Below are 24,156 nucleotides of genomic sequence, written 5' to 3' on the forward strand. Positions count from 1 at the left end.
GGTCGGTGGGTGCCGCTCATCGGTTCTCCCCCGGGGCGCTTCCGGCTCCGTCGGCTCCGTCGGCTCCGTCGGCGAGCACTCCCAGGAGGTCCTCGGCGAGTTCCGGCTTCAGCAGGCCGTGGGCCAGGGCGCGGTCGGCGGTCGCGCGGGCCATCGCGAGGTAGCCGGCGACGGTTTGCGGGGCGTGCCGGCGCAACTCGCTGACGTGTGCGGCGACCGTGCCCGCGTCGCCGCGCGCGACCGGGCCGGTGAGGGCGGCGTCGCCGGAGCGCAGGGCGTTGTCCAGGGCGGCGCCGAGCAGCGGCCCGAGCATCCGGTCGGGCGCCTCGACGCCGGCGGTGCGCAGGAGTTCCATGGACTGGGCGACCAGGGTGACCAGGTGGTTGGCGCCGAGGGCGAGGGCCGCGTGGTACAGCGGACGGTTCTCCTCGGCGATCCACTCCGGCTCGCCGCCCATCTCGATGACGAGGGCCTCGGCGGCCAGCCGCAGCTCGTCGGGGGCGGTGACGCCGAAGGAGCACCCGGCGAGGCGCTGCACGTCGACGGGGGTGCCGGTGAACGTCATCGCAGGGTGCAGGGCCAGCGGGAGCGCGCCGGCCCGCAGGGCGGGGTCGAGCACCTTCGCGCCGTACCGCCCGGAGGTGTGCACGAGCAGTTGGCCCGGCCGCACCGCGCCGGTGTCGGCGAGCCCGGCCACCAGTTCGGGCAGCGCGTCGTCCGGGACCGTCAGCAGCACCAGCTCGGACCGCTGGAGCACGTCGGCGGGCGGCAGCACCGGCACGTCCGGGAGCATCTGCTCGGCGCGCCTGCGGGAGGTGTCGGAGACGGCGGAGACGGCCACCGGACGGTGCCCGGCGAGCTGGAGGGACGCGGCCAGGGCGGGGCCCACGCGTCCGGCGCCGACGACGCCGACGGTGAGCCGCGCGGGGCGGTCCCTGGGATCTGGCTGTGGGGTTGTGTTCACGCGACGGGGGCCTTCCCGTTCCAGTCCGCTCGGGGTACCGGACGATTTCTCGTCATGTTAACGCGATTGGTTCCGGGGGCGGTCGGTTGTCCACAGGCTGTGGGTTTCCGTGCGGTCGCGTGGCACACACGCGTGCGGAAATGAGGGTGCCCGCGCGCACGGGCGCGGGGGATGATCGCGGGCATGAGTGATACGTCGGACGGCACGAAGGACACGGCGGGGCGCGACGGGCGGACCGGGCCCGGGGCGGGCGACGGGCGGGGCCCCACGCCGCGCGAACGGCGGATCGCCGCCTGGCGCCGTGCCCCGCGCGTGCTCGCGCGCCTGGGCTTCGTCGCCCCGCTCAAGGAGCGGCTGGCCCTGCTGGAGGCGGCGGGCGGCGTGTACGACCTCGACGAGATGTCCGACATCTACGGCGACGGTGTCGTGGAGGCCCTGGAGCAGCGCGTCGCCGGTCTGCTCGGCACCGAGGCCGCCGCGTTCTTCCCGACCGGCACGATGGCCCAGCAGGTGGCCCTGCGGTGCTGGGCGGGCCGCACCGGCGACCCGGCCGTCGCCCTGCACGCGCTGAGTCACCCCGAAGTGCATGAGCGGAACGCGTTCAGCCAGGTCAGCGGGTTGCGGCCGGTACGGATCACGAGCGAACCCCGGCTGCCCACCGCCGCCGAGGTGCGCGACTTCGAGGAGCCTTTCGGGACGCTGATGCTGGAGCTGCCGCTCAGGGACGCCGGTTTCGTGCTGCCCACGTGGGAGGAGCTGACCGAGGTGGTGGAGGCCGCGCGGGAACGCGACGCGGTCGTGCACTTCGACGGGGCCCGGCTGTGGGAGTGCACCGAGCACTTCGGCCGGCCGCTGGACGAGATCGCGGGCCTCGCGGACAGCGTCTACGTCTCGTTCTACAAGTCCCTCAACGCCTATGGCGGCGCTGCGCTCGCCGGTCCGGCGACGCTGGTGGAGGAGGCGAGGGCCTGGCGGCACCGGTACGGCGGCAACGTCTTCCAGCAGTTCCCCACCGCCCTGTCGGCCCTCGTCGGCCTGGACCGGGAACTGCCCCGGCTGCCGGAGTACGTGACCCACGCGCGCGTGGTGGCCACCGCCCTGCGCGAGGGTCTGGCGGCAGCCGGGCTGCCCTGGTCCCGCGTCCACCCCGGGGTGCCGCACACCCACGACTTCCAGGTCTGGCTGCCGTACGACGCCGAGGTCGTCGTGGAGGCGGCCATCAGGTCGGCCGAGGAGACGGGGACCGTGCTCTTCGCCAACCACTGGCACCAGAAGGGCCCGGGGCTCGCCTGCACGGAGGTGTACGTACGGGCCGAGGCCCTCGAGTGGACGGCCGAGGACGTACGGAAGGCCGCAGCGCAGTTCGCGGAGCGGCTGACCCGGGAGACGGCGCGGTAGCCCACGCGGAGCCGCCGCCGCACGGAGCCGCCGCCCGGCCGACGGGGCGAGGCCATCCACCGACCCGGCGGGACGAGTCGCCAACCGACCCGGCAGGGCGAGTCGCCAACCGACCCGGCAGCACAGGCCGCCGCCCGGCGACCGCGGAGCGGCTGACCCGGGAGACGGCGCGGCAGCCCACGCGGAGCCGCCGCCGCACGGAGCCGCCGCCCGGCCGACGGAGCGAGGCCATCAACCGACCTGGCAGGGCGAGTCGCCGACCGACCTGGCAGGGCGAGTCGCCGACCGACCCGGCGGGACGAGTCGCCAACCGACCCGGCAGGGCGGATCGTCAGCCGACCCGGCGAGGCAGCACCGTCCACCGGCCACAGGCAGGGCAGGCCGCCGCCAGGTGACACCGCGGAGCGTCCGCCGGCGCGGCCGGGCGCGGGATGGCCGCGCCCGCCGGCCGCATGCGCCGCGTGGTCAGGACGCGGTCCGCGAGCGTCCGCGCAGCCACCGGCGCAGGGCGTTCCGCAGGCGCCCACGGGCGGGGCGGCCCGCCAGGACGGCGCGCAGGCGCCCGTGGTCGCGGAGCTCGCGCACGACCTGCCAGTCGTTCACGCCCGGCGCGGGCGGGGGCGGCTCGCCGTGCTGCCGGGCCCGGTAGGTGTCGAGGAGGTACTGCTGAGTGAGGCTCATGCCGCCCCAGGTTGCGCCGCCCCCGCCGTGAAGTCCCGCCGATTGACCGCGGCCGTCAATCGAGGGCCGCGGTGTCAGTGGCGGGGTGCACCATGTGGGCATGAGCGTGAGCATCGACATCGCGGGGCTGCGGCCGGAGAGGACCGCCGTCGTGCCCTCACCCCTGGCCGAGCTCGGCATGGCGCTGCACGCGCTGTCCGAGCCGGGGCACCACCCGGGGCTCCAGGGCTGGGTGACGGGCGTGACCGCGCGCCTGGACCCGCACCTGGCGGACCGGATGTGCGAGGCGGACTTCCTGTGGCGGACGACGTTCTCGGACCTGTTCCTGCCGAGCGCCGGCATCCCGGGCCGCAGGACGCTCCCGGGCGCCACGCTCGCCGAGGAGCTGGACCTGCTGGACAAGCTGTCGGACGAGCAGTTCGTGGACGCCGCCCTGGAGTTCACCTGCGCCCTCCCCTACAGCCTGCCGGGTCCCGGCCCGCTCACCGACGAGGGGCTGCGGCGCCGCTCGCTGGAGCTGGCCGCCGCGCGAGGGCCGCGGCAGGTGCTGTTCACCGAGCGGCTGCTGGCCGACCCGCCGCGGATCAGGGCCTGGCTGCGGCAGTTCCTCCAGGACTGCGACGAGGCGTTCTTCGCCGAGACGTGGTCCCGGCTGCGGCACCAGCTCGCCGCGGACACCCGACTCAAGACCGACCTGCTCCGGCACAAGGGCCTGCCCGAAGCGCTGGCCGCGGTGTCCCCCGCGGTGACACTCGACGGCACCGGCGACCGGATCACCGTCGACAAGCTGGGCGACGGCCGGACCGCCACGGGCGACGGCGGACTGCTGTTGATCCCGACGAGCCTCGGCTGGCCGCACCTGATGGTGCTGCACCGGCACGGCTGGCAGCCGGTGCTGCACTACCCGGTCGGCTCCCCCGAGCTGGCCGCCCCGCCGACGGTCGAGCAGCTGGCCCTGCGAATGACCGCGCTGTCCCACCCGGTCCGCATGCGCATGTGCCGCCATCTCGCCCGCAGCGCCTACACCACCAGCGAGCTGGCCCAGGTGCACGGCGTGACGGCGCCGGAGATATCCCGGCACCTGAGCGTGCTGAAGAAGGCCGGGCTGATCACCACGCGCCGCCGCGGGCGGTACGTACTGCACCAGCTGGACGTGACGGTCGTGGCCCGGCTCGGCAGCGACTTCCTGGAGGGGATCCTGCGCTGAGGCGCGCACCCGCGTCCGTCCGCCGAGGGCGCGCGCCAGGTGCGTCCCCCGGGCCACCGCGTGCGTCCCCTGGGAGCGCGCACCCCGCGTGCCTCAGTCGAAGCGGATGTGCCGCAGGCCGACGCCCGCCTGCCGCAGCCGGGTCCGCAGCCGTCCCTCGTGGTTGGGCCGCAGGGTCAGCCCGGCCAGGACGGCGATGCGGTCCGCCGTTTTCGGCACCGTCGTGTGGTCGGTCCACAGGTGCTCGGCGAACTCGGGCTCGGCCAGCCGCTCCAGACAGTGGTCGAGCTGCTTCACCGCCCAGTTCTCCCGGCGCGGACCGGCCTTGCCCATGACGGACCCGAGAAGGTGACCGACCTCGCGTTCCCGCAGCCGCCGCAGCACCGTCGCGCGTTCGGCGAGGAGGGTGAAGTGGCGTACGTCGTGGCCGAGTTCGCGCAGTCGGCCGACGGTCTGCGCGAAGTGGCCGGAGTCGGTGACGGTCATGGGGACGATCACCACGCCGTCGCGCCGGGTGAGGGCGAGGTCGAGGACCTCGACGACGCCCTGCCGCCAGGACGCCAAGTCCTGGAAGTCCCCGCGCAGGTCGGGCGGCAGCATGCGGTGCAGGCCGAACCCGGCGTGCTCCGGGTCGCAGATGACGCTGCCCGGCAGGCGGCGGCGTATCTCGTGTGCGGTCTGTGTCTTGCCGCCCCCGAAGGGGCCGTTGATCCACAGGAGCATGCGCAGACCCTACCGGCGCCGGAGCATCCGCTCAGCCGTGGCCGCCGGCCCGAACCAGCCCCGTCTCGTAGGCGAGGACGACCACCTGCACCCGGTCCCGCAGGCCCAGCTTGGTCAGGATGCGGCCCACGTGGGTCTTCACGGTCGCCTCGGAGAGCACCAGCCGGGCCGCGATCTCGCCGTTGGACAGGCCCTGCGCGACCAGCACCATGACCTCCCGCTCGCGCTCGGTGAGCCGTTCCAGTTCCTTGTGCGCGGGCTGCTTGCCCGCGCTGGGCAGCATCGGCGCGAAGCGGTCCAGGAGCCGGCGGGTGGTGGAGGGGGCGACCACGGCGTCGCCGCTGTGCACCGCGCGGATCGCGGCGAGCAGTTCGCCCGGCGGCACGTCCTTGAGCATGAAGCCGGACGCCCCCGCCTTCAGCCCGGAGAAGGCGTACTCGTCGAGGTCGAAGGTGGTGAGGATCAGCACCTTCGGCGGGTCGGTGTCCGCACAGATCCTGCGGGTCGCCTCCACGCCGTCGAGCTTGGGCATACGGACGTCCATCAGCACCACGTCGACGGCGGTGGACCGCAGCGCCTCCAGGGCCTCGACGCCGTTGCCCGCCTCCGCCACGACGTCCATGTCCGGCTGGGCGGCGAGCACCATCCGGAATCCGGTGCGCAGCAGCACCTGGTCGTCGACGAGCATCACGCGGATCGTCATCGGGGCCTCTTCCGTTCAGCAGGTGGTCTCAAAGGTCGTTACAGGTGTCAACAAAGGGCGCGCGTAGACGTCTAATGCGCTTGTTTGAGCGGCAGCAGGGCACTGATGCGGAATCCTCCGCCGGGGCGCGGACCCGCGTCCAGCGTGCCGCCGACCATGCCGACCCGCTCCCGCATGCCGATCAGGCCGTGGCCCTGGCCGTCGAAGCCGCCCTCCTCGTACAGCTCGTGCGGCGCGCCCTTGCCGTCGTCCTCCACGAGCAGGCCCAGCCCGTCGTCGAAGTACACCAGGCGCACACTGGCACCCACGTCGGAGCCGCCGTGCTTGCGGGTGTTGGTGAGCGCCTCCTGCACGATGCGGTACGCGGTGAGCTCGACACCGCTGGGCAGCGGACGCGGGGTGCCCTCGATCCTGAAGTCCACGGGCAGTCCGGACTGCCGGCACTGCTCGACGAGGTCCTCGATCTGCTGCACGTCCGGCTGCGGCACGTACTCCCCGGCCTCCTGGTGCTCGCCGGTGCGCAGCACGCCGAGCAGGCGGCGCATCTCGGCGAGGGCCTGGCGGCCGGTGGAGGAGATGGTCTCCAGGGCCTTCTTCGCCTGGTCGGGGGCGGCGTCGAGGACGTAGGCGGCGCCGTCGGCCTGCACCACCATCACCGACACGTTGTGCGCGACGACGTCGTGCAGCTCGCGGGCTATCCGGGCGCGTTCGGCGGCGACCGCGACCTTGGACTGTGCCTCGCGCTCCTTCTCCAGCCGGGCGGCGCGCTCCTCCAGCTGCGCGAAGTACGCGCGGCGGGTGCGGATGGAGTCGCCGAGCACCCAGGCGAGGGCGAACGGCACGGCCTGGAAGATCATTATGGCGATGTTGCCCGCCGCGCTCGTGTCGTCGTTGGGCCAGCGCAACTGCGCCAGCGGGGCCGCGCACAGACCGGCGGTCAGCGCGAGGCGGGAGGCCCAGCGGGCACCGACCGCCGCGACCGTGTAGACGATCACCAGCAGGGCGAAGTCGGCGGGCAGCGGCGCCACGTCCGTGATCAGCTGGCCCGCGCCCACCGCGACGCCGAGGATCAGCATCCGCTCGGGCATCCGCCGGCGCAGCGCGGCGACCAGGGACAGCAGCAGCATGACCGGCACGACGAGGGCCGGCAGTTCCGTCCCCTGGGCCTCCTCCAGGTTCGCTCCGCCGATCACCGAAATCCCGAACAGGACCGCGGCCCAGAAGCCGTCGACCCATGCCGGGTGCCTGCGGAGGAAGTCATAGAGGCGCTGCACGTAACCCAGCGTAGGGAAGGGAAATGCGTGCAGGGGTCAACCGGAGGGCCGATCCCCGGTCGGTACGTGTACTCCGCAAGGTGGAGGACCGGCCTCCCCACCCGCTTAACCTGGGCGGGTGACAGCGGAGACGGCGGGCGCGTGGAACCGGTGACGGCAGGGGCCGCGGAAGGCGACTGGCGCGGCTGGCGTGCGGCGGCCGAGGCCGCCCTGTACGGGCCGGACGGCTTCTACCGCAGGCCCGAGGGTCCGGCCGGGCACTTCCGTACGTCGGTGCACGCCTCCCCGCTGTTCGCCGCCGCCGTGGCGCGGCTGCTGTGCCGGGTCGACGAGGCGCTGGGGCGGCCCGCGGTGCTCGACTTCGTGGACATGGCGGCCGGACGCGGCGAACTGGTCACCGGCGTGCTCGCCGCGCTGCCCGCCGACGTGGCGGCACGCGCGCGTGCCCGCGCCGTCGACCTCGCCGGGCGTCCCGCCGGACTCGATCACCGGATCGAGTGGCGCACCGAACCCCCGGAGCGGATCACGGGGCTGCTCTTCGCCAACGAGTGGCTGGACAACGTGCCCGTCGAGGTCGTCGAGGTGGACTCCGCCGGCGTACCCCGGCTGGTGCTGGTGCGGGCGGACGGGACGGAACGGCTCGGGGAGCCGGTCTCGGGCGCGGAGGCCGAGTGGCTGGCACGGTGGTGGCCGCTGGGGGCGCGGGAGGGGCTGCGCGCGGAGATCGGGCTGCCCCGGGACCGGGCCTGGGCGGCGGCGGCAGGAACGCTCGCGCGGGGGCTCGCCGTCGCCGTGGACTACGCGCACACGGCCGGCGCGCGCCCGCCGTTCGGGACGCTCACGGCGTTCCGGGAGGGGCGGGAGACGACGCCCGTGCCGGACGGGTCGTGCGACCTCACGGCCCATGTCGCCCTGGACGCGTGCGCCACGGCCTGCGCGCTTCCCGGCGCACGCCTGCTGCCGCAACGCGAGGCCCTGCGCGCCCTGGGGCTCAGCGGCGCACGCCCCCCGCTCGCGCTGGCGTCCACCGACCCCGCCGGGTACGTACGCGCCCTCGCGAGCGCCGGAGAGGCCGCCGAACTCACCGCGCCGGGCGGGCTCGGCGACTTCGGGTGGCTGGTGCAGCCGGTGGGAATCGCCGACGTGCTCGGCGGTTGACCCCGGCCGGGGTCACTTGTCGATGTCGCCCACCACGAAGAACATCGACCCCAGGATCGCCACCATGTCCGCGACCAGCGTCCCCGGCAGCAGCTCGGTGAGCGCCTGGATGTTGTTGTAGGACGCCGAGCGCAGCTTCAGCCGGTACGGGGTCTTCTCGCCCTTGCTGACCAGGTAGTAGCCGTTGATGCCGAGCGGGTTCTCGGTCCAGGCGTACGTGTGCCCCTCGGGCGCCTTGAGGACCTTGGGGAGCCGCTGGTTGACCGGGCCCGGGGGCAGCTCGGCGAGCCGGTCGAGGCAGGCCTCGGCGAGGTCGAGGGCGTTGTGGGTCTGCTCCAGGAGGCACTCGAAGCGGGCGAGACAGTCGCCCTCCTCGCGGGTCACCACCTTCAGGACGTCGCCCAGTTCGCCGTAGGCGAGGTACGGCTCGTCGCGGCGCAGGTCGAAGTCGACGCCCGAGCCGCGCGCGATCGGCCCGCTCACGCCGTACCCGTGCACGGCCTCGGGGGACAGCACGCCGACGCCGCGCGTGCGGCCCCGGAAGATCTCGTTGCCGAGCACCAGGTCGTCGAAGCGGTCCATGCGGGAGCGCACATCGGCGACGGCGCCGCGCGCGCGTGTGGTCCATCCCGCCGGCAGGTCCTCCTTGAGGCCGCCCACGCGGTTGAACATGTAGTGCATGCGCCCGCCGGAGACCTCCTCCATGACGTGCTGGAGTTCCTCGCGCTCCCGGAAGGCGTAGAAGATCGGGGTGATGCCGCCGAGTTCCAGCGGATAGGAGCCGAGGAACATCAGGTGGTTGAGCACCCGGTTCAGCTCCGCGAGGAGCGTGCGCAGCCACACCGCGCGCTCGGGGACCTCCATGCCGAGCATCCGCTCCACGGCGAGGACCACGCCCAGCTCGTTGGAGAAGGCCGACAGCCAGTCGTGGCGGTTGGCCAGCATGATGATCTGGCGGTAGTCGCGGGCCTCGAACAGTTTCTCCGCGCCCCGGTGCATATAGCCGATCACGGGCTCCGCGCGGGTGATGCGCTCACCGTCCAGGAGGAGCTTCAGCCGCAGCACGCCGTGCGTGGACGGGTGCTGGGGCCCGATGTTGAGCACCATGTCGGTGCTCTCCGCCGCGCCGCCGATACCGACCATGGTCTCCGTCGTAGGAGTCATGAACACAGTCTCTCCTACGTACGCTGGCCTCATGGAGACGGGGAGCCCGCACGACACGGGGACAGCGGGAACGGGCGGGCACGCGGAGGCGTCCGGTGGCGCGCAGACGCGGGGGCCGGTGGTCCCGGGGGACGAGCCGGTGTGGATCGCGCTGCCGCCGGGGCTGCTGAAGGTGCGGCGGCTGATGCTGGCGGTGTGGCTGGGGCTGCTGACCCTGGCCACCGGGCTGGTGCCGGGGCTGCTGGCCGGGCCCGTCTGGGCCGCCTTCGCGGTGCTGCCGCTGGCCCTGCTGATCTGGGGCTGGGTGCTGCTGGAGCGGAACTGGCGGTCCTGGCGGTACGCGGAGCGCGCCGACGACCTGCTGATCAGCCGGGGCGTGCTGTGGCGCAAGGAGACGGTGGTGCCGTACGGGCGGATGCAGCTGGTCGAGGTCACCTCGGGGCCCGTCGAACGGCACTTCGGGCTGGCCAGTGTGCAGCTGCACACGGCGGCCGCGGCGACCGACGCCACCATCCCCGGCCTCGAGCCGGCCGAGGCGGAACGGCTGCGCGACCGGCTCACGGAGCTCGGCGAGGCCCGATCGGCGGGGCTGTGACGTCCCCGGACGTCCACGAGGGCGTCTGCGGGCGGCCGCCCGTCACCGAGCGGCGGCTGCACCCCGTCACGCCGCTCAGACGGGCGTGGGCGCCCGTCGCGGTGCTGATCGGGTGGGCGCTGCACGACCCCGACCAGGCGCAGCGCCAGCTCGCCCGGCTGACGACGACCACCCTGCTGCTCGCCCTGGCCGTGCTCATCCCGGCCGCCGCCCTCTACGGATTCCTGACCTGGTGGTACACCCACTTCGCGGTGACCGAGAGCGAACTGCGCATTCGTACCGGACTGCTGTTCCGGCGCACCGCGCACATCCGGCTGGAGCGGATCCAGGCCATCGACGTCACCCAGCCGCTGCTCGCGCGGGTCGCGGGCGTGGCGAAACTCAAACTCGACGTCATAGGGACCGACAAGAAGGACGAGCTCGCCTTCCTGGGCGCCGACGAGGCGCGGGCGCTGCGCGCGGAGCTCCTCGCGCGGGCGGCGGGTTTCGCACCGGAGACCGCGCACGAGGTCGGCGAGGCGCCGTCCCGGGAGATGCTGCGGGTGCCGCCGGGCGTCCTCGCCGTCTCCCTCGTGCTCACCGGCGCGACCTGGGGCTGGCTCCTCGTCGCCGCCGTGGTGGTGCCGCTGCTGTGGATGGCCACCCACAGCCTGTGGACCGTGCTCGCCGCGGCCGTGCCGCTGCTCGGCGCGGCGGGCGCGAGCAGTGTGGGCCGGTTCGTCGCCGAGTACGACTGGACCCTCGGCGAGTCGCCGGACGGACTGCGCATCGACCACGGGCTGCTGGACCGGGCGCACGAGACGGTCCCACCGGGGCGCGTGCAGACCGTGCGGCTCGTCGAGCCGCTGCTGTGGCGGCGGCGCGGCTGGGTACGCGTGGAGCTCGACGTGGCGGGGTCGTCCAACTCCCTGCTGCTGCCGGTCGCTCCGCGCGAGATCGCCGAGTCGGTCGTCGCGCGGGTGCTGCCCGGGGTGAGTGTGCCGCCGCGCGAGGCGATCGGCCGCCCGCCGCGACGCGCGCGGTGGTGCGTGCCGGTGTGGTGGCGCGGCTACGGGCTGGCCGTCACCGACGCGGTGTTCGCGGCCCGCCACGGGCTGCTGCGGCGCAGCCTGTCCCTGGTGCCGCACGCCAAGGTGCAGAGCGTACGGCTGGTCCAGGGCCCCTGGCAGCGGGCCCGGGGCGTCGCCGACGTGCATGTGGACACCGGCGCGAACAAGTCGGTCACGGCCCGCCTCCGGGACGCCGACGAGGCGGCGGACCTGTTGCGGGCCCAGGCGGAGAGGTCCCGCACGGGCCGCGGGGACGCCCGCCCGGACCGCTGGATGGCGTGAGAAGAACGCCGACGGGGCCCCGCGCGGTGTGTGCGCGGGGCCCCGTCGGGTGTGGCCGGTGGTCCGGGACCGTCAGGACGCCGCGCTGCGCAGGCCCTGGACGTCGATGTGCTCCGTCTCGTCGTGTGCGGTCAGGTCGATGACCTGACCGATGCCGCGCGCGTCCTCGTCGGCGGGCTTGAACCCCGCCTCGGCCTCGGCCTTGTGCAGCGCGAGCGCCTCCTGGCCGACGACATCGGCGAGGTCCTCGTTCTGGACGGCGTCCAGGCCGGACCCTCCCGTGTCCTTCTTCGTCCCGAAGAAGTCGAACCCGCCCTCGGACACCTGCCGCCGTGCGGGCGCGGTCGGCGGTACGACGGCCACCGCGGTGGGCACGGTGAAGTGTCCGGAGGCCTGCCGCACGGGCTGGGCCGCGGGAGCGTCCGCCGCGGGGGAGGCGGCCGTGCGCTCGTGATCGCCGACCGCCTCGGACCGCCCCTCGGCGTCGTCCTCCTGCGCCGGCTTTGGCTTGGACTTCTTCGTGGGCTCGGGGCCGTCGTCCTCGGGGCTGCCGTCACCCTTCGAGGGGCCGTTCCGCTTCGGGGAGCGCTCGGCCCCGGCCGCAGCACCGGCCGCCCGGTCGGCGTCCGCGGTCCGCGCGGCCCGGTCGGCGGTGGCCTTCTCCGCCGGGCCGACGGCGTCGGCGCCGTCCCCGGGGTTCTGGTCCGTGGCGTCCCCGGCATTCCCGTCCGCGGCTGCCCCGGCGTCCCCGGCGAGCCGCGCCAGTGCCCCGTCGGCCCGCAGGTACAGCTTGGACCCCTCCGGCGAGAAGACCGCCGGAGCCGTCGGCTCCGCCTGGGCAGCGGTCTCGTTCCCGCTCGCCGCCACCGTCTCCGTCCCGGGTGCCCCCGCGGGTGCCTCCGCGTCGGATGCCGTCGACGGCCCCGCCGGCAGCGCGGGGGCCGGAACGGCGGCCTCTATCTCGAGCACCCGGCGTTCCTCCAGGGCGCTCGCCCGGTCGACCTCCGCCGCGGCGTACCGCCGCAGCAGCGCCGCGTGTTCGTTGCGCAGTCCCGCGAGTTCGGCGCGCTTGGCGCGCAGCCGCTGCTCCAGCTTCGTCCGCAGCTCGCGCGACTCCTCGAGGTCCGACTCCAATTCGGCGACCCGCTCCTCGAAACGCCACTCGTCACTCGCACGCGCGCGCGTGAGATCGGCGACGCGTTTGCCCGCCTGGGTGTCCCAGTGCCGCATGACGACGGCGCCGGCCACCGCCGTGGCCGCGGCGGCCGCGGCCAGGACGCGAAGCACCATCGGTTGCGTGAACACCCAGGGCCCCAGGGCGCAGACGAGGGAGACGCCCGCGATCGCCGACGGGGGCAGCATCCTGTGCAGGGGCGGGGAATGACGGTGACGTCCACGTGGCATGGCCAGAAACTTACCGCGCGTAGGCGAATGATGGTGCCCCGCCCCGTAAAAACAAAGCCACACCGAGGGTTTCACAGGGCATCAGGGAACTCGACTCAAGCGCGAATAGACACATTGCCCAATTTCATCAAGATCATTTCATCACCGGACCGTCTTCCGAAGGCGCTTCCGGACATGGTCGCGAAGACGGTGAAGTCGCTTTCGCCGCATTCCACTTCCGTATGTCCGCACCACCGGACCGCCCGTCCGGACAACCACCCGCACGGAGGGAACCTCCGCCCCGGGGACTCCGTCCTAGAGGGCGCAATACGATGTCTGTCAGGACGGATGAGGACATGGCGGGCAGAGCACCGAACCCCACGGCCCGACCACGTGACGCCGCGGTGGCACGGGACGTCCGGACGGTACGCCGCCGGCTGCGCGGACCGCGCCCCGAGACGGTCCCCGTCCTCGCCGGCCGGGCGTGCGCCCTGGCGGGCCTCCTCGACGTCGCCGCGGGCGTCCTGCCCCGCTTCCGGCACAGCCGTATGCACGCCGTCGCCGAGGTGCCGCCCGGCGCGCTCGGCCCGTCCGCGGCCGCCCTCGCGCTCAGCGCCGGCGTGCTGTTGCTGCTGCTCGCGCACGGACTCGAGCGGGGCGAGCGCCGGGCCTGGCGGGCCGCCGTCGTCCTGCTGCCGGCCGGCGCGGTCGCCCAGTTCGCCTACCGCCACTCCCTCCTGGGCGTCCTGATCACGCTGGTGGTGCTCGCGCCCCTGCTGCGCCACCGCGACCGGTTCTCGGCGCTGCCCGTCCCGCGCGGCAGGGGGCGGGCGCTCGCCGCCTTCGTGCTCATGGGTGCCGGTTCGCTGCTGCTGGGGCTGGTCGTGGTCAACGCCCACCCCGGCCCGCTGGTCGGTGATCCCAGCCTGGCCGACCGCCTCACCCACGCGCTGTACGGCCTGATCGGCGTCGAGGGCCCGGTCGACTACCGGGGCGACGCCTCCCGGACGGTCGCCTTCTCCCTGGGCGCGCTCGGTCTGCTCACCACCGTCACCACCGTCTGCCTGGCCCTCCGGCCCGGACACCCGGCCGCCCGCCTCACCGAGGACGACGCGACGCGGCTGCGTACCCTGCTCGCCCGGCACGGCTCCCAGGACTCCCCCGGCCGGTTCGCGCTGCGCCGTGACCAGGCTGTCGTCTTCTCCCCCAGCGGCAAGGCGGCGGTCACCTATCGCGTGGTCCGTGGGGTCATGCTGGCCGGCGGCGACCCGGTCGGGGACGTCGAGGCGTGGCCCGGCGCCATCGAACGCTTCATGGACGAGGCCAGAGCCCGCTCCTGGACCCCCGCCGTCATGGGCTGCTCGGAGGCCGGCCGCGAGGTGTGGGCCCGGGAGACCGGGCTGGACGCCCTGCCACTGGGCGACGAGGCGGTGGTGGACGTCGCGGATTTCTCCCCCGCCGGCCGCTCGATGCGCACCGCGCGCCGGAGGGTGCAGCGCATCGAACGGGCCGGCCACCGGATCCGGGTACGACGTCTCCGTGACTTCGGCGAGGCCGAGCCGGAGCGGATCCGCCGCGCCGCCGACGCCCGGCGCGGCACCGGCGCCGAACGCGGTCTCTCCCCCCGCCGACCCGCGTCGGCGACCCGGCGGACGGCGACTGTCTCGTCGCCACCGCGCACAGAGGTGAAGGGGCGGCACACAGCGGCTCAGGCAGGACGGTGGTGGCCGACGGACGGGCGGAGACCGAGCCGGGCTCCCACGGCGACCTGAAGGCGATCCGGCACTGCGTCCCGTGGGACACCGACGGCGCCCTCACCGGACCTGATGCGCCCTCACCGGCCCTGATGCGCCGTGACCGCCCGGCCGGCCGGCCCGGGGACCAACGAGCCGCTGATCGTGACCGCGCCCCGAACCGCACCCGGCATTCGGCATCGCGCGCGTCCCGCTCGATTTCGCCCGTTCCGCTCGTCACCCGCACGGCGAGAAGCCCGACGCGGGGCCGGCGCTCCAAGCCCCACGCGAACTGCCGGTCTTTCTTTCCCGCTGGTTCCGGATCGAATCCCCGGACACGTTCGACACCCCGTTCCGGTCGCGCCGGGAACCGCGTTCCATGGTCCACCGCGCCGTGGCCGACCGGCCGCGCGCCGACTCCTCCGCAATGCATACGGCGAGGTTTCGTCAATCCCGCCCCGCGCGTTCCCGTTTCGTGCGCCGCCGCCCGTCCGCGCCGCGTCCCCGCACCCACCGGACGACGGCGGAACGCCCCCCGACCTGGCGGAAAACATCACCCGCGCGGCCCGACGCACGCGCGCGGGCATCGTCGTGAGGCCGCGTGCGCCCCGCCGGGCCGGGCGCACCCCGGTCGCTCCCGGGGGCCTACGCTGAACATATGAGCAACCACAGCGGACGCCGCCGGGTCGCGGGCCTTCCTCACTGGGACCGCTGTGCGGTCATGGGAGTCGTGAACGTCACCCCCGACTCCTTCTCCGACGGCGGCCGCTGGTTCGACACGACGACCGCCGTCAAGCACGGCCTCGACCTGGTCGCCCAGGGCGCGGATCTCATCGACGTCGGCGGCGAGTCCACCCGGCCCGGCGCCACCCGCGTCGACGAGTCCGAAGAGCTCAAGCGCGTCATCCCCGTCGTCCGCGGCCTCGCCGCCGAAGGCGTCACCGTCTCCGTCGACACCATGCGCGCCTCCGTCGCCGAACAGTCCCTCGCGGCCGGTGCCGCCCTCGTCAACGACGTCAGCGGCGGCCTCGCCGACCCCGCCATGATCCGTGTCGTCGCCGACGCCGGCGCCCCCTTCGTCGTCATGCACTGGCGCGGCTTCCTGGAGGGCGGCAACGTCATGGGCGTGTACGCCGACGTGGTCACCGAGGTCGTCGACGAGCTCCACGCGCGCGTGGCGGCCGTTCTGGAGGGCGGTGTCGCCGCCGACCGGGTGATCGTCGACCCCGGCCTCGGCTTCTCCAAGGGCGCCGAACACGACCTGGCCCTGCTCGCCCGGCTCGACCGTCTCCTGGCCCTCGGCCACCCGCTGCTCGTCGCCGCCTCCCGCAAGCGGTTCCTCGGCCGCGTCCTGGCCGCCCCGGACGGCGCGCCCCCGCCCGCGCGGGAACGCGACGCGGCCACCGCCGCCGTCTCCGCCCTCGCCGCGCAGGCCGGCGCATGGGCGGTCCGCGTGCACGAGGTACGCGCGACCGCGGACGCCGTACGGGTCACGCGTGCCATAGAACGGGCGCGCACAGCGGACACCACACCCCCCGCACGCCGCGCGCACGGCGCAGAAGGAGCCCGGTGAGCGCACCCCACACCGATGTCGAGCAGGTCGAGGCCGCCAACACCGCCTTCTACGAGGCGCTCGAACGGGGCGACTTCGAAGAGGTGGCGTCGCTCTGGCTCACCCCGGCCGACCTCGGCGTCGACGAGACGTACCACGACCCGGCGGATTCCGGCGTGGTCTCCTGCGTGCACCCCGGCTGGCCCGTGCTCACCGGACGCGGCGAGGTCCTGCGGTCGTACGCCCTGATCATGGCGAACACCGACTACATCCAGTTCTTCCTCACCGACGTGCATGTCTCCGTCACCGGCGACACCGCCGTGGTGACCTGCACCGAGAACATCCTCAGCGGCGGCCCCGCCCCCGAGGCCGGCGAGGAGCTCGGCCCCCTGGTCGGCCAGCTCGTCGTCGCCACCAACGTGTTCCGTCGCACCCCGGCGGGCTGGAAGCTCTGGTCCCACCACGCCTCCCCGGTCCTCGCCGAGACCGAGGACGAGGAGGAGGACGACACCCCCACCTGAGTGACGGGGGCCACAGGAACACGTCCCAGGGTCCGCGGCGGCCGCCACGACGGCAAAGTGGTTGGAATCACGACCGCGCGGGTAGGGGTCGCCACCAACCGGTGAGCGCCCGGTCTCCCCGGGGCAAACGCACGGTGAAACCTCCCGGTACGGGCCCGCGCCCCCGCCCCCGGCGGCCCGGCCCTGTCGGTGCCCGCAGGTAGATTCGACATCGGGCCGGTGTGCCGCCCGCACAGGGCACCGACCGGCCGGACCGACGACTGCAGGAGTGATTCGCGTGGATCGTGTCGCGCTGCGCGGCCTGAAGGCCCGCGGGCACCACGGCGTGTTCCCCAAGGAACGCGAGGAGGGCCAGACCTTCATCGTGGACCTCGTGCTCGGCCTGGACACCCGGCCGGCCGCGGCCGACGACGACCTGACCAAAACCGTGCACTACGGCATCGTGGCGGAGGAGGTCGTGGCGGTCGTCGAGGGCGAGCCCGTCAACCTCATCGAGACCCTCGCCGAGCACATCGCCCAGGTCTGTCTGAAGCACGACGTGGTGCGGGAGGTCGAGGTGTGCGTCCACAAACCGGACGCGCCGATCACCGTGCCCTTCGACGACGTGACCGTCACCATCACCCGGAGCCGCGTATGACCAGGCCGTCCACCCAGGGCCACACCGACCCGACCGTGCAGCCCGTCCCCGCCTCCGTGGTCGAACAGGTCGACGCCGCCGACACCACCCTGCACAACCCGAAGCGGGCCGTGGTCTCCCTCGGCGCCAACCTCGGCAACCGCCTGGAGACCCTCCAGGGGGCCGTCGACGCCCTGGAGGACACCCCCGGCATCCGCGTCAAGGCCGTCTCCCCCGTGTACGAGACGGAGCCGTGGGGCGTCGAGCCCCGCAGCCAGCCCTCGTACTTCAACGCGGTCGTGGTCCTGAAGACCACCCTGCCCCCGTCCTCCCTGCTGGAGCGGGCGCACGCGGTCGAGGAGGCCTTCCACCGGGTCCGGGACGAGCGCTGGGGCCCGCGCACCCTGGACGTGGACATCGTCGCCTACGCCGATCTGCGCTCCGACGACCCGCAGCTCACGCTCCCGCACCCCCGCGCCCACGAGCGCGCCTTCGTACTCGCCCCGTGGCACGACGTCGACCCGGAGGCGGAGCTCCCCGGCCGGGGCCCGGTCGCCGAGCTCCTCGACGCGGTCACCCGCGAGGGCGTCACTCCCCGCGCGGACCTGGAACTCAGGCTGCCCGAGTAGCCGTTAAGGTCGACACGACCACTTTCCGGGGCACCGGTCCGGGGGAACGCGAAGGGACACCGTGAGAGAGCTGCGCATCCGGGTGCTGGCCGGCGTCTTCGCCGTGGCCGGAATCCTGTCCTGGGCGGGCGCCCGCCTGTGGAACTCCCTGGGGACCCTCCCGAGCGTGCCCGTGGCCGCGCCCATCGTCCTCGCGCTGATCGCGGTGGTCCTCGCGGCCACCGCGCTCTCCTTGCGCGCCCGCCTCAAGGCCCAGCGCGAGCGGCAGCCCGACGCCAAGGGGGTCGACCCGCTGATGGCGGCCCGCGCGGTCGTCTTCGGCCAGGCCAGCGCCCTGGTCGCCGCCCTCGTCGCCGGCATGTACGGCGGTGTGGGCGTCTTCCTGCTGGAGTCCCTCGACATCCCCGCCCGACGCGACCAGGCCATCTACGCCGGCTTCTCGGTCCTGGCAGGCGTCGGCGTCATAGCGGCGGCCATCTTCCTGGAGCGCGTCTGCAAGCTCCCGGAGGACGAAGACGACCACAACGGCCCGGGGACGGCCCCGGCGGCATGAACCGGGGGCGTCAGCGAGCCATGATCAGGCTCATCGCCTCGTTGCGTGTCGCCGCGTCCCGCAGCTGACCGCGCACGGCCGACGTGAGGGTCTTCGCGCCGGGCTTGCGGATACCGCGCATCGACATGCACATGTGCTCGCACTCCACGACCACGATAACGCCGCGCGGCTCCAGGATCTCCATCAGGGAGTCCGCGATCTGCGTGGTGAGTCGTTCCTGCACCTGCGGGCGGCGGGCGTAGACGTCCACCAGCCGGGCCAGCTTCGACAGGCCGGTGATCTTCCCGCTGGTGGCCGGGATGTACCCGACGTGCGCCACACCCCGGAACGGCACCAGGTGATGTTCGCAGGTCGAGTACACCTCGATGTCCTTGACCAGCACCATCTCGTCATGACCGATGTCGAACGTCGTCGTCAGCACGTCCTCGGGCTTCTGCCACAGTCCCGCGAAGATCTCCCGGTACGCCCGCGCCACCCGTGCCGGAGTCTGCTGCAGACCCTCCCGGTCCGGGTCCTCGCCGACCGCGATCAGCAGTTCGCGTACGGCGTTCTCGGCCCGCTTCTCGTCGAACTCACCGACGGGAGCTATGCCGTCCAGCGTCACGGGGTCGGTCATGAGGTGCCTCGTTCCTGTGGCTTCACGCGTGAGGGGCACGCGTCTCAACTGCGGATACACAAATGCCGCGCCCCCCAGGCTAGAACCTGGGGGGCGCGGCATCCATTCCGGGCCCGGTGGGGCCACCGAGAGCCTCGGGATCAGCTCTCGGGGCGGTCCTCCGGGGTCCGCTCGGGCGCCGGGGCGGGCTCCGCCGCGGTGCTCTTGGCGGTGGTGATGGCCGGCGTCGCGCCGTTCGCCCCGTTCGTCAGGGCCAGCTCCTTGGGGGAGAGGACCGGGGGACGGGTGGACGGCGTACGGCGAGAGGAACCGGTCCAGGCGGGCCTGGGCGGGCGCTTGACGATCGGCGCGAAGACCTCGGCGATCTCCTCCTTGCCCAGCGTCTCCCGCTCGAGGAGGGCCAGGACCAGGTTGTCGAGGACGTCGCGGTTCTCGACCAGGATCTCCCACGCCTCGTTGTGCGCGGTCTCGATGAGCTTCTTGACCTCTTCGTCGACCAGCGCGGCGACCTCTTCCGAGTAGTCCCGCTGGTGAGCCATCTCACGGCCCAGGAACGGCTCGGTGTTGTCGCCGCCGAACTTGATCGCGCCGAGCCGCTCGGTCATGCCGTACTGCGTGACCATCGCGCGGGCCAGTCCGGTGGCCTTCTCGATGTCGTTGGCGGCACCGGTGGTCGGGTCGTGGAAGACGAGCTCCTCGGCCGCGCGGCCGCCCAGCATGTAGGCCAGCTGGTCCAGCATCTCGTTGCGCGTGGTCGAGTACCTGTCCTCGTCGGGCAGGACCATGGTGTAGCCGAGGGCGCGGCCTCTCGACAGGATCGTGATCTTGTGGACGGGGTCGGAGTTCGGGGAGGCCGCCGCGACCAGGGCGTGTCCGCCCTCGTGGTACGCGGTGATCTTCTTCTCCTTGTCCGACATGATCCGGGTCCGCTTCTGCGGGCCCGCGACCACACGGTCGATCGCCTCGTCCAGCATGTGATTGTCGATCAGCTTCTGATCGCTGCGCGCGGTCAGCAGCGCGGCCTCGTTGAGCACGTTGGCCAGGTCGGCACCGGTCATGCCGGGGGTGCGGCGGGCGACGGCCGACAGGTCGACGTCCGGGGCGACCGGCTTGCCCTTCTGGTGCACCTTGAGGATCTCCAGCCGGCCCTGCATGTCCGGGCGGTCGACCGCGATCTGGCGGTCGAAACGGCCGGGCCGCAGAAGGGCCGGGTCGAGGATGTCGGGCCGGTTCGTCGCGGCGATGAGGATCACGCCGCCCTTGACGTCGAAGCCGTCCATCTCCACGAGGAGCTGGTTCAGGGTCTGCTCGCGCTCGTCGTGACCACCGCCGAGGCCGGCGCCGCGGTGGCGGCCGACCGCGTCGATCTCGTCGACGAAGACGATCGCGGGGGCGTTGGCCTTGGCCTGCTCGAACAGGTCACGGACCCGGGAGGCACCGACACCGACGAACATCTCGACGAAGTCGGAACCGGAGATCGAGTAGAACGGCACGCCCGCCTCGCCCGCGACGGCACGCGCGAGCAGCGTCTTGCCGGTTCCGGGCGGGCCGTACAGCAGCACGCCCTTGGGGATCTTCGCCCCGACGGCCTGGAACTTCGCCGGCTCCTGCAGGAACTCCTTGATCTCGTGGAGTTCCTCGACCGCCTCGTCCGATCCCGCGACGTCGGCGAACGTCGTCTTCGGGGTGTCCTTGGTGATGAGCTTCGCCTTGGACTTGCCGAAGTTCATGACGCGGGAGCCGCCGCCCTGCATCTGATTCATCAGGAACAGGAAGACAACGACGATGAGGACGAACGGCAGCAGCGACAGCAGAATGCTCACGAACGGGTTCTGCTTGGACGGCGAAACCGTGTAGCCGTCCGGGATCTGCTTGTTCTGGAACTTGTCCTGCAGCGTGCTGGCGATGGTGACGCCCTGGTCACCGATGTAACTCGCCTGGATCTTCGAGCTGTCCTCGACCTTTGCGCCGTCCTTGAGCGAGACCTTGATGATCTGCTCGTCACCGGTGGTCAGCTTGGCCGACTCGACCTTGTTCTCGTTGATCGCCTGGACGACCTGGCCCGTGTCCACCGTCTTGTAGCCGCCGGACGAGCCGACGACCTGCATCAACACGACCACGGCAAGGACGGCCAGCACGATCCACATGACCGGCCCACGGAAGTATCGCTTCACGTCCATCCATACGGAGCGGTGCCGCCCCGTCCCTCCTGCCATAGTGAGTTTGATAAAGGCTGTTCTTCGGACGGTACCCCAGCATTGCCCCCCGAAGCTGCGGGGGACAGCCGGCAATCGCGTCCACGCATGCTCCAACGCCGCGGAGCCCGCCGGGGTTCCCGATCACCGTACGGCGGCCGGGCCCCGGGCCTCAGCCCCCGTAGACGTGGGGCGCGAGCGTACCGACGAACGGGAGGTTGCGGTACTTCTCGGCGTAGTCGAGGCCGTAGCCGACGACGAACTCGTTGGGGATGTCGAAACCGACCCACTCCACGTCGATGGCGACCTTGGCGGCCTCGGGCTTGCGCAGCAGCGTGCACACCTTGAGGGAGGCGGGCTCGCGCGAGCCGAGGTTGGAGATCAGCCAGGACAGGGTAAGGCCGGAGTCGATGATGTCCTCGACGATCAGGACGTGCTTGCCCTTGATGTCGGTGTCGAGGTCCTTGAGGATCCGCACCACACCGGAGGACTGGGTGCCCGCCCCGTACGAGGACACGGCCATCCAGTCCATCGTGACGGGAGTGGACAGCGCCCGGGCGAGGTCGGCCATCACCATCACCGCGCCCTTGAGGACGCCGACGATCAGCAGGTCCTTGCCCGCGTACTCCGCGTCGATCTTCGCGGCCAGCTCCACCAGCTTGGCGTCGATCTCTTCCTTGGTGATGAGCACCTTCTCGAGGTCGGCACCCATGTCTTTCGCGTCCACCCGCATCACTTTCCGTCGTCCCACCGGCCGGTCCGGTCCGCCCCGCGACTCGTACGGGTCGGTGGGGTCCGGAATCAGCCCTGCCGAATGACCAGTCTGCCACCCTGCCGACGGGCGACGACTCGGCCGGGGAGATTGATGTCCCCCTGACCGCGCCAGCCCGTGATCAGCCGGTCGACTTCCTCGATGTGGCGGGCGAACAGCGAACCGGCCGGGGCACCGGCCTCGATGGCGGCCCGGCGCAGCACACGGCGGCGTACGGCGGGCGGCAGGGCGTACAGCGCGGCGCACTCCAGGCGGCCGTCGGCGTCGCGGACGCCTGCCTCGGCGCGGCCGGCCCAGGCGTCGAGGGCGTCGGCGTCGTCCCGGGAGAGCTGGGCCGTACGGGCGAGGGCCTCGACGACGCCCTTGCCGAGGGCCTTCTCCAGGGCGGGCAGACCCTCGTGGCGGAGCCGGGAGCGGGTGTAGGCGGGGTCGGTGTTGTGCGGGTCGTCCCAGACGGGCAGGGACTGGACCATGCAGGCCTTGCGGGCGGTCTGCCGGTCGAGCTGGAGGAAGGGGCGGCGGTAACGGCCGCCGGCCCCCGAGACCGCGGCCATTCCGGACAGCGAGCGGATGCCGGAGCCGCGGGCGAGGCCGAGCAGGACGGTCTCGGCCTGGTCGTCGCGGGTGTGGCCGAGCAGGACGGCGGCGGCGCCGTGCCGTTCGACGGCGGCGTCCAGGGCGGCGTAGCGGGCGTCCCGGGCGGCTGCCTCGGGTCCGCCGCCGCGGCCGACGGTGACGGCGACGGACTCGACGGGGTCAAGGCCGAGTTCGCGCAGGCGCAGGACGACTTCGGCGGCGCGCAGGTCGGAGCCGGCCTGGAGGCCGTGGTCGACGGTGACGCCGCCGGCACGGATGCCGAGCCGGGGGGCTTCGAAGGCGAGGGCGGAGGCGAGCGCCATGGAGTCGGCGCCGCCGGAGCAGGCCACGAGCACGAGCGGGGTGGGGGGCTGCTCGTGCGCGGGGCGGCCGGGGGGCCGACCGTGGTCGTCGAGGATGTCGGTCAGGACGCGGCGGACCGCCAGGCGTATCGCCGCGACCGCAGGATGGGGACCCATGTCCGGTTCCCTTCATGAAGTTTTCGGGGGGTGAACCCGATGCCGGTCACTCAGAGTGTGTAGATGGTGACAGAACCGGGCCGTTCCCCGAGCATTGCACGCCTACCCGGGCCTCACGGTCCCTCGGACGGGTGATTGAAGGGGCGTCCGTCTGCCGTCGGCCGGATGTGTCGCATGACGGTGCGCGGGGTTCACGCTTCCGGTTTGCGGTGCACCCTTGTGATCCAGTCCGCCGGTTTGGAGATCTCCGCCTTGGTGGGCAGCGTGTTGGGCGAGGTCCACACGCGGTTGAAGCCGTCCATGCCGACCTCCTCGACGACGGCGCGCACGAAGCGCTCGCCGTCGCGGTACTGACGGAGTTTGGCGTCCAGGCCGAGCAGCTTGCGCAGGGCGAGGTCCAGGCGGGAGGCGCCCTTCGCGCGGCGCTGCTGGAACTTCTCGCGGATCTCGGCGACGCTCGGCACGACCTGGGGTCCCACGCCGTCCATCACGAAGTCGGCGTGGCCCTCCAGCAGGGACATGACGGCGGTGAGCCGGCCGAGGATCTCGCGCTGGGCGGGGGTCTGCACGATCTCGACGAGGGAGCGCCCCTCGTCGCCCTCCTCGCCCTCGGGCCGGCCGCCGGCGAGGGACTGGGCCGCTTCGCGGACGCGCTCCAGCACGGTCATGGGGTCGACGTCGGTCTCCGCCAGGAACGACTGGATCTCGCCCTCCAGATGGTCCCGCAGCCAGGGCACGGCGGTGAACTGGGTGCGGTGGGTCTCCTCGTGGAGGGTGACCCACAGCCGGAAGTCGTGCGGTTCGACGTCGAGTTCGCGTTCGACGTGGACGATGTTGGGGGCGACGAGCAGCAGCCGGCCGCCGCCGTTCGCACCGGCCGGGAGGTCGCGGGTGGCGGGGGCGAAGGTCTCGTACTGGCCGAGGACGCGGGAGGCGAGGAAGGACAGCAGTATGCCCAGTTCCACGCCGGTGACCTTGCCGCCGACGGCGCCGAGGACCGCGTTGCCGGGGCCGGTGCCGCGCCGTTCCTGCATCTTGTCGAGGAGCGGTTTGAGGAGTTCGCGGAAGCCCGCGACGTTGGCCCGGACCCAACCCGGGCGGTCGACCACGAGGACGGGGGTGTCGTGGGTCTCCTCGGTGCCCAGACGAGTGAAGCCCCGGACGTGTTCCTCCGAGGCCTTCGCGTGCCGGCGCAGTTCCGCGACGACGGCCCTGGCCTCGTCGCGGCTCACGTCGGGGCCCGGCCGCATGAGCCGGGTCGCGGTCGCGACCGCGAGATTCCAGTCGACCATCCCGGAAGAGGCAGCACCACCGATGCTCGTCATGCGTCAAC

The 24,156-nt window shown here is 73.0% G+C and carries 22 protein-coding genes and 1 pseudogene; 11 read left to right on the plus strand and 12 right to left on the minus strand.

What is annotated here, in order from left to right; translation table 11 throughout:
• Positions 1 to 16: 16 nt before the first annotated feature.
• Positions 17 to 964: a Rossmann-like and DUF2520 domain-containing protein gene (locus IE178_RS29140; RefSeq protein ID WP_184765122.1), complete on the minus strand. Its 948-nt coding sequence runs from the start codon at positions 962 to 964 to the stop codon at positions 17 to 19.
• Between the two features lie 171 nt (positions 965 to 1,135).
• Here IE178_RS29140 and IE178_RS29145 point away from each other — a divergent pair, with 171 nt between their 5' ends.
• Positions 1,136 to 2,362: a threonine aldolase family protein gene (locus IE178_RS29145; protein ID WP_193514373.1), complete on the plus strand. Its 1,227-nt coding sequence runs from the start codon at positions 1,136 to 1,138 to the stop codon at positions 2,360 to 2,362.
• 465 nt (positions 2,363 to 2,827) lie between these two features.
• Here the strand turns inward: IE178_RS29145 and IE178_RS29150 are convergent, their stop codons facing one another.
• Complete coding sequence (locus tag IE178_RS29150; RefSeq protein WP_193514374.1) at positions 2,828 to 3,043, minus strand: hypothetical protein; 216 nt, start codon at positions 3,041 to 3,043, stop codon at positions 2,828 to 2,830.
• Between the two features lie 100 nt (positions 3,044 to 3,143).
• Here IE178_RS29150 and IE178_RS29155 point away from each other — a divergent pair, with 100 nt between their 5' ends.
• Positions 3,144 to 4,250: a DUF5937 family protein gene (locus IE178_RS29155; RefSeq protein ID WP_184765119.1), complete on the plus strand. Its 1,107-nt coding sequence runs from the start codon at positions 3,144 to 3,146 to the stop codon at positions 4,248 to 4,250.
• A 93-nt stretch (positions 4,251 to 4,343) separates the two neighbouring features.
• Here the strand turns inward: IE178_RS29155 and IE178_RS29160 are convergent, their stop codons facing one another.
• The 3 genes from IE178_RS29160 to IE178_RS29170 form a co-directional block, all read right to left on the minus strand.
• A complete protein-coding gene (locus IE178_RS29160) occupies positions 4,344 to 4,973 on the minus strand; it encodes an AAA family ATPase (protein ID WP_193514375.1) in 630 nt (209 codons plus the stop codon).
• A 31-nt stretch (positions 4,974 to 5,004) separates the two neighbouring features.
• The gene (locus tag IE178_RS29165; protein ID WP_184765117.1) at positions 5,005 to 5,676 is read right to left on the minus strand and encodes a response regulator; all 672 of its coding nucleotides are present in this window, start codon (positions 5,674 to 5,676) and stop codon (positions 5,005 to 5,007) included.
• 71 nt (positions 5,677 to 5,747) lie between these two features.
• Positions 5,748 to 6,950, minus strand: coding sequence for a sensor histidine kinase (locus IE178_RS29170; RefSeq protein ID WP_193514376.1), 1,203 nt, complete (start codon positions 6,948 to 6,950; stop codon positions 5,748 to 5,750).
• Between the two features lie 141 nt (positions 6,951 to 7,091).
• Between IE178_RS29170 and IE178_RS29175 the strand changes: the two genes are divergently transcribed.
• Positions 7,092 to 8,108, plus strand: a complete 1,017-nt coding sequence (locus IE178_RS29175; protein ID WP_193514377.1) for an SAM-dependent methyltransferase — start codon at positions 7,092 to 7,094, stop codon at positions 8,106 to 8,108.
• Positions 8,109 to 8,120: 12 nt separating this feature from the next.
• Here IE178_RS29175 and IE178_RS29180 read toward each other — a convergent pair whose 3' ends face one another.
• On the minus strand, positions 8,121 to 9,272 hold the full coding sequence (locus IE178_RS29180; protein WP_184765114.1) for an NADH-quinone oxidoreductase subunit D: 1,152 nt from the start codon (positions 9,270 to 9,272) through the stop codon (positions 8,121 to 8,123).
• Between the two features lie 31 nt (positions 9,273 to 9,303).
• On the opposite strand from IE178_RS29180, the gene IE178_RS29185 reads away from it, so the two are divergent.
• Together IE178_RS29185 and IE178_RS29190 are read left to right on the plus strand one after the other, a co-directional pair.
• Positions 9,304 to 9,867, plus strand: a complete 564-nt coding sequence (locus IE178_RS29185; RefSeq protein ID WP_193514378.1) for a PH domain-containing protein — start codon at positions 9,304 to 9,306, stop codon at positions 9,865 to 9,867.
• A complete protein-coding gene (locus tag IE178_RS29190) occupies positions 9,864 to 11,198 on the plus strand; it encodes a PH domain-containing protein (protein WP_193514379.1) in 1,335 nt (444 codons plus the stop codon). Before IE178_RS29185 ends, IE178_RS29190 begins: the two co-directional genes overlap by 4 nt.
• 72 nt (positions 11,199 to 11,270) lie before the next feature.
• Here IE178_RS29190 and IE178_RS29195 read toward each other — a convergent pair whose 3' ends face one another.
• The gene (locus IE178_RS29195; RefSeq protein ID WP_193514380.1) at positions 11,271 to 12,602 is read right to left on the minus strand and encodes a hypothetical protein; all 1,332 of its coding nucleotides are present in this window, start codon (positions 12,600 to 12,602) and stop codon (positions 11,271 to 11,273) included.
• A 335-nt stretch (positions 12,603 to 12,937) separates the two neighbouring features.
• Between IE178_RS29195 and IE178_RS29200 the strand changes: the two are divergent.
• The 6 genes and pseudogenes from IE178_RS29200 (at position 12,938) to IE178_RS29225 (ending at position 18,185) form a co-directional block, all read left to right on the plus strand.
• Positions 12,938 to 14,909: pseudogene (locus tag IE178_RS29200) on the plus strand (phosphatidylglycerol lysyltransferase domain-containing protein).
• A gap of 63 nt (positions 14,910 to 14,972) precedes the next feature.
• Positions 14,973 to 15,887: a dihydropteroate synthase gene (gene folP / locus IE178_RS29205; protein ID WP_184765110.1), complete on the plus strand. Its 915-nt coding sequence runs from the start codon at positions 14,973 to 14,975 to the stop codon at positions 15,885 to 15,887.
• A complete protein-coding gene (locus tag IE178_RS29210) occupies positions 15,884 to 16,387 on the plus strand; it encodes a nuclear transport factor 2 family protein (protein ID WP_184765109.1) in 504 nt (167 codons plus the stop codon). Before folP ends, IE178_RS29210 begins: the two co-directional genes overlap by 4 nt.
• A gap of 277 nt (positions 16,388 to 16,664) precedes the next feature.
• On the plus strand, positions 16,665 to 17,024 hold the full coding sequence (folB, locus tag IE178_RS29215; RefSeq protein WP_193514381.1) for a dihydroneopterin aldolase: 360 nt from the start codon (positions 16,665 to 16,667) through the stop codon (positions 17,022 to 17,024).
• Positions 17,021 to 17,632, plus strand: coding sequence for a 2-amino-4-hydroxy-6-hydroxymethyldihydropteridine diphosphokinase (gene folK, locus IE178_RS29220; protein WP_193514382.1), 612 nt, complete (start codon positions 17,021 to 17,023; stop codon positions 17,630 to 17,632). The genes folB and folK overlap by 4 nt, the downstream gene beginning before the upstream one ends.
• A gap of 61 nt (positions 17,633 to 17,693) precedes the next feature.
• Positions 17,694 to 18,185, plus strand: coding sequence for a DUF3180 domain-containing protein (locus IE178_RS29225; RefSeq protein ID WP_184765106.1), 492 nt, complete (start codon positions 17,694 to 17,696; stop codon positions 18,183 to 18,185).
• Between the two features lie 10 nt (positions 18,186 to 18,195).
• On the opposite strand, the gene folE is transcribed toward IE178_RS29225, so the two are convergent.
• From folE to IE178_RS29250, 5 genes are all read right to left on the minus strand, one after another.
• Positions 18,196 to 18,801, minus strand: coding sequence for a GTP cyclohydrolase I FolE (gene folE / locus IE178_RS29230; RefSeq protein WP_184765105.1), 606 nt, complete (start codon positions 18,799 to 18,801; stop codon positions 18,196 to 18,198).
• A gap of 140 nt (positions 18,802 to 18,941) precedes the next feature.
• A complete protein-coding gene (gene ftsH, locus IE178_RS29235) occupies positions 18,942 to 20,981 on the minus strand; it encodes an ATP-dependent zinc metalloprotease FtsH (RefSeq protein ID WP_184765140.1) in 2,040 nt (679 codons plus the stop codon).
• 187 nt (positions 20,982 to 21,168) lie between these two features.
• Positions 21,169 to 21,729: a hypoxanthine phosphoribosyltransferase gene (gene hpt / locus IE178_RS29240; protein ID WP_145871989.1), complete on the minus strand. Its 561-nt coding sequence runs from the start codon at positions 21,727 to 21,729 to the stop codon at positions 21,169 to 21,171.
• 68 nt (positions 21,730 to 21,797) lie between these two features.
• Complete coding sequence (gene tilS, locus IE178_RS29245) at positions 21,798 to 22,823, minus strand: tRNA lysidine(34) synthetase TilS (RefSeq protein ID WP_193514383.1); 1,026 nt, start codon at positions 22,821 to 22,823, stop codon at positions 21,798 to 21,800.
• Between the two features lie 191 nt (positions 22,824 to 23,014).
• On the minus strand, positions 23,015 to 24,148 hold the full coding sequence (locus IE178_RS29250; protein WP_193514384.1) for a zinc-dependent metalloprotease: 1,134 nt from the start codon (positions 24,146 to 24,148) through the stop codon (positions 23,015 to 23,017).
• Positions 24,149 to 24,156: the final 8 nt, after the last annotated feature.

Origin of the sequence: Streptomyces griseoloalbus (genome assembly GCA_014650015.1) — a bacterium.
Lineage (GTDB): Bacteria > Actinomycetota > Actinomycetes > Streptomycetales > Streptomycetaceae > Streptomyces > Streptomyces griseoloalbus.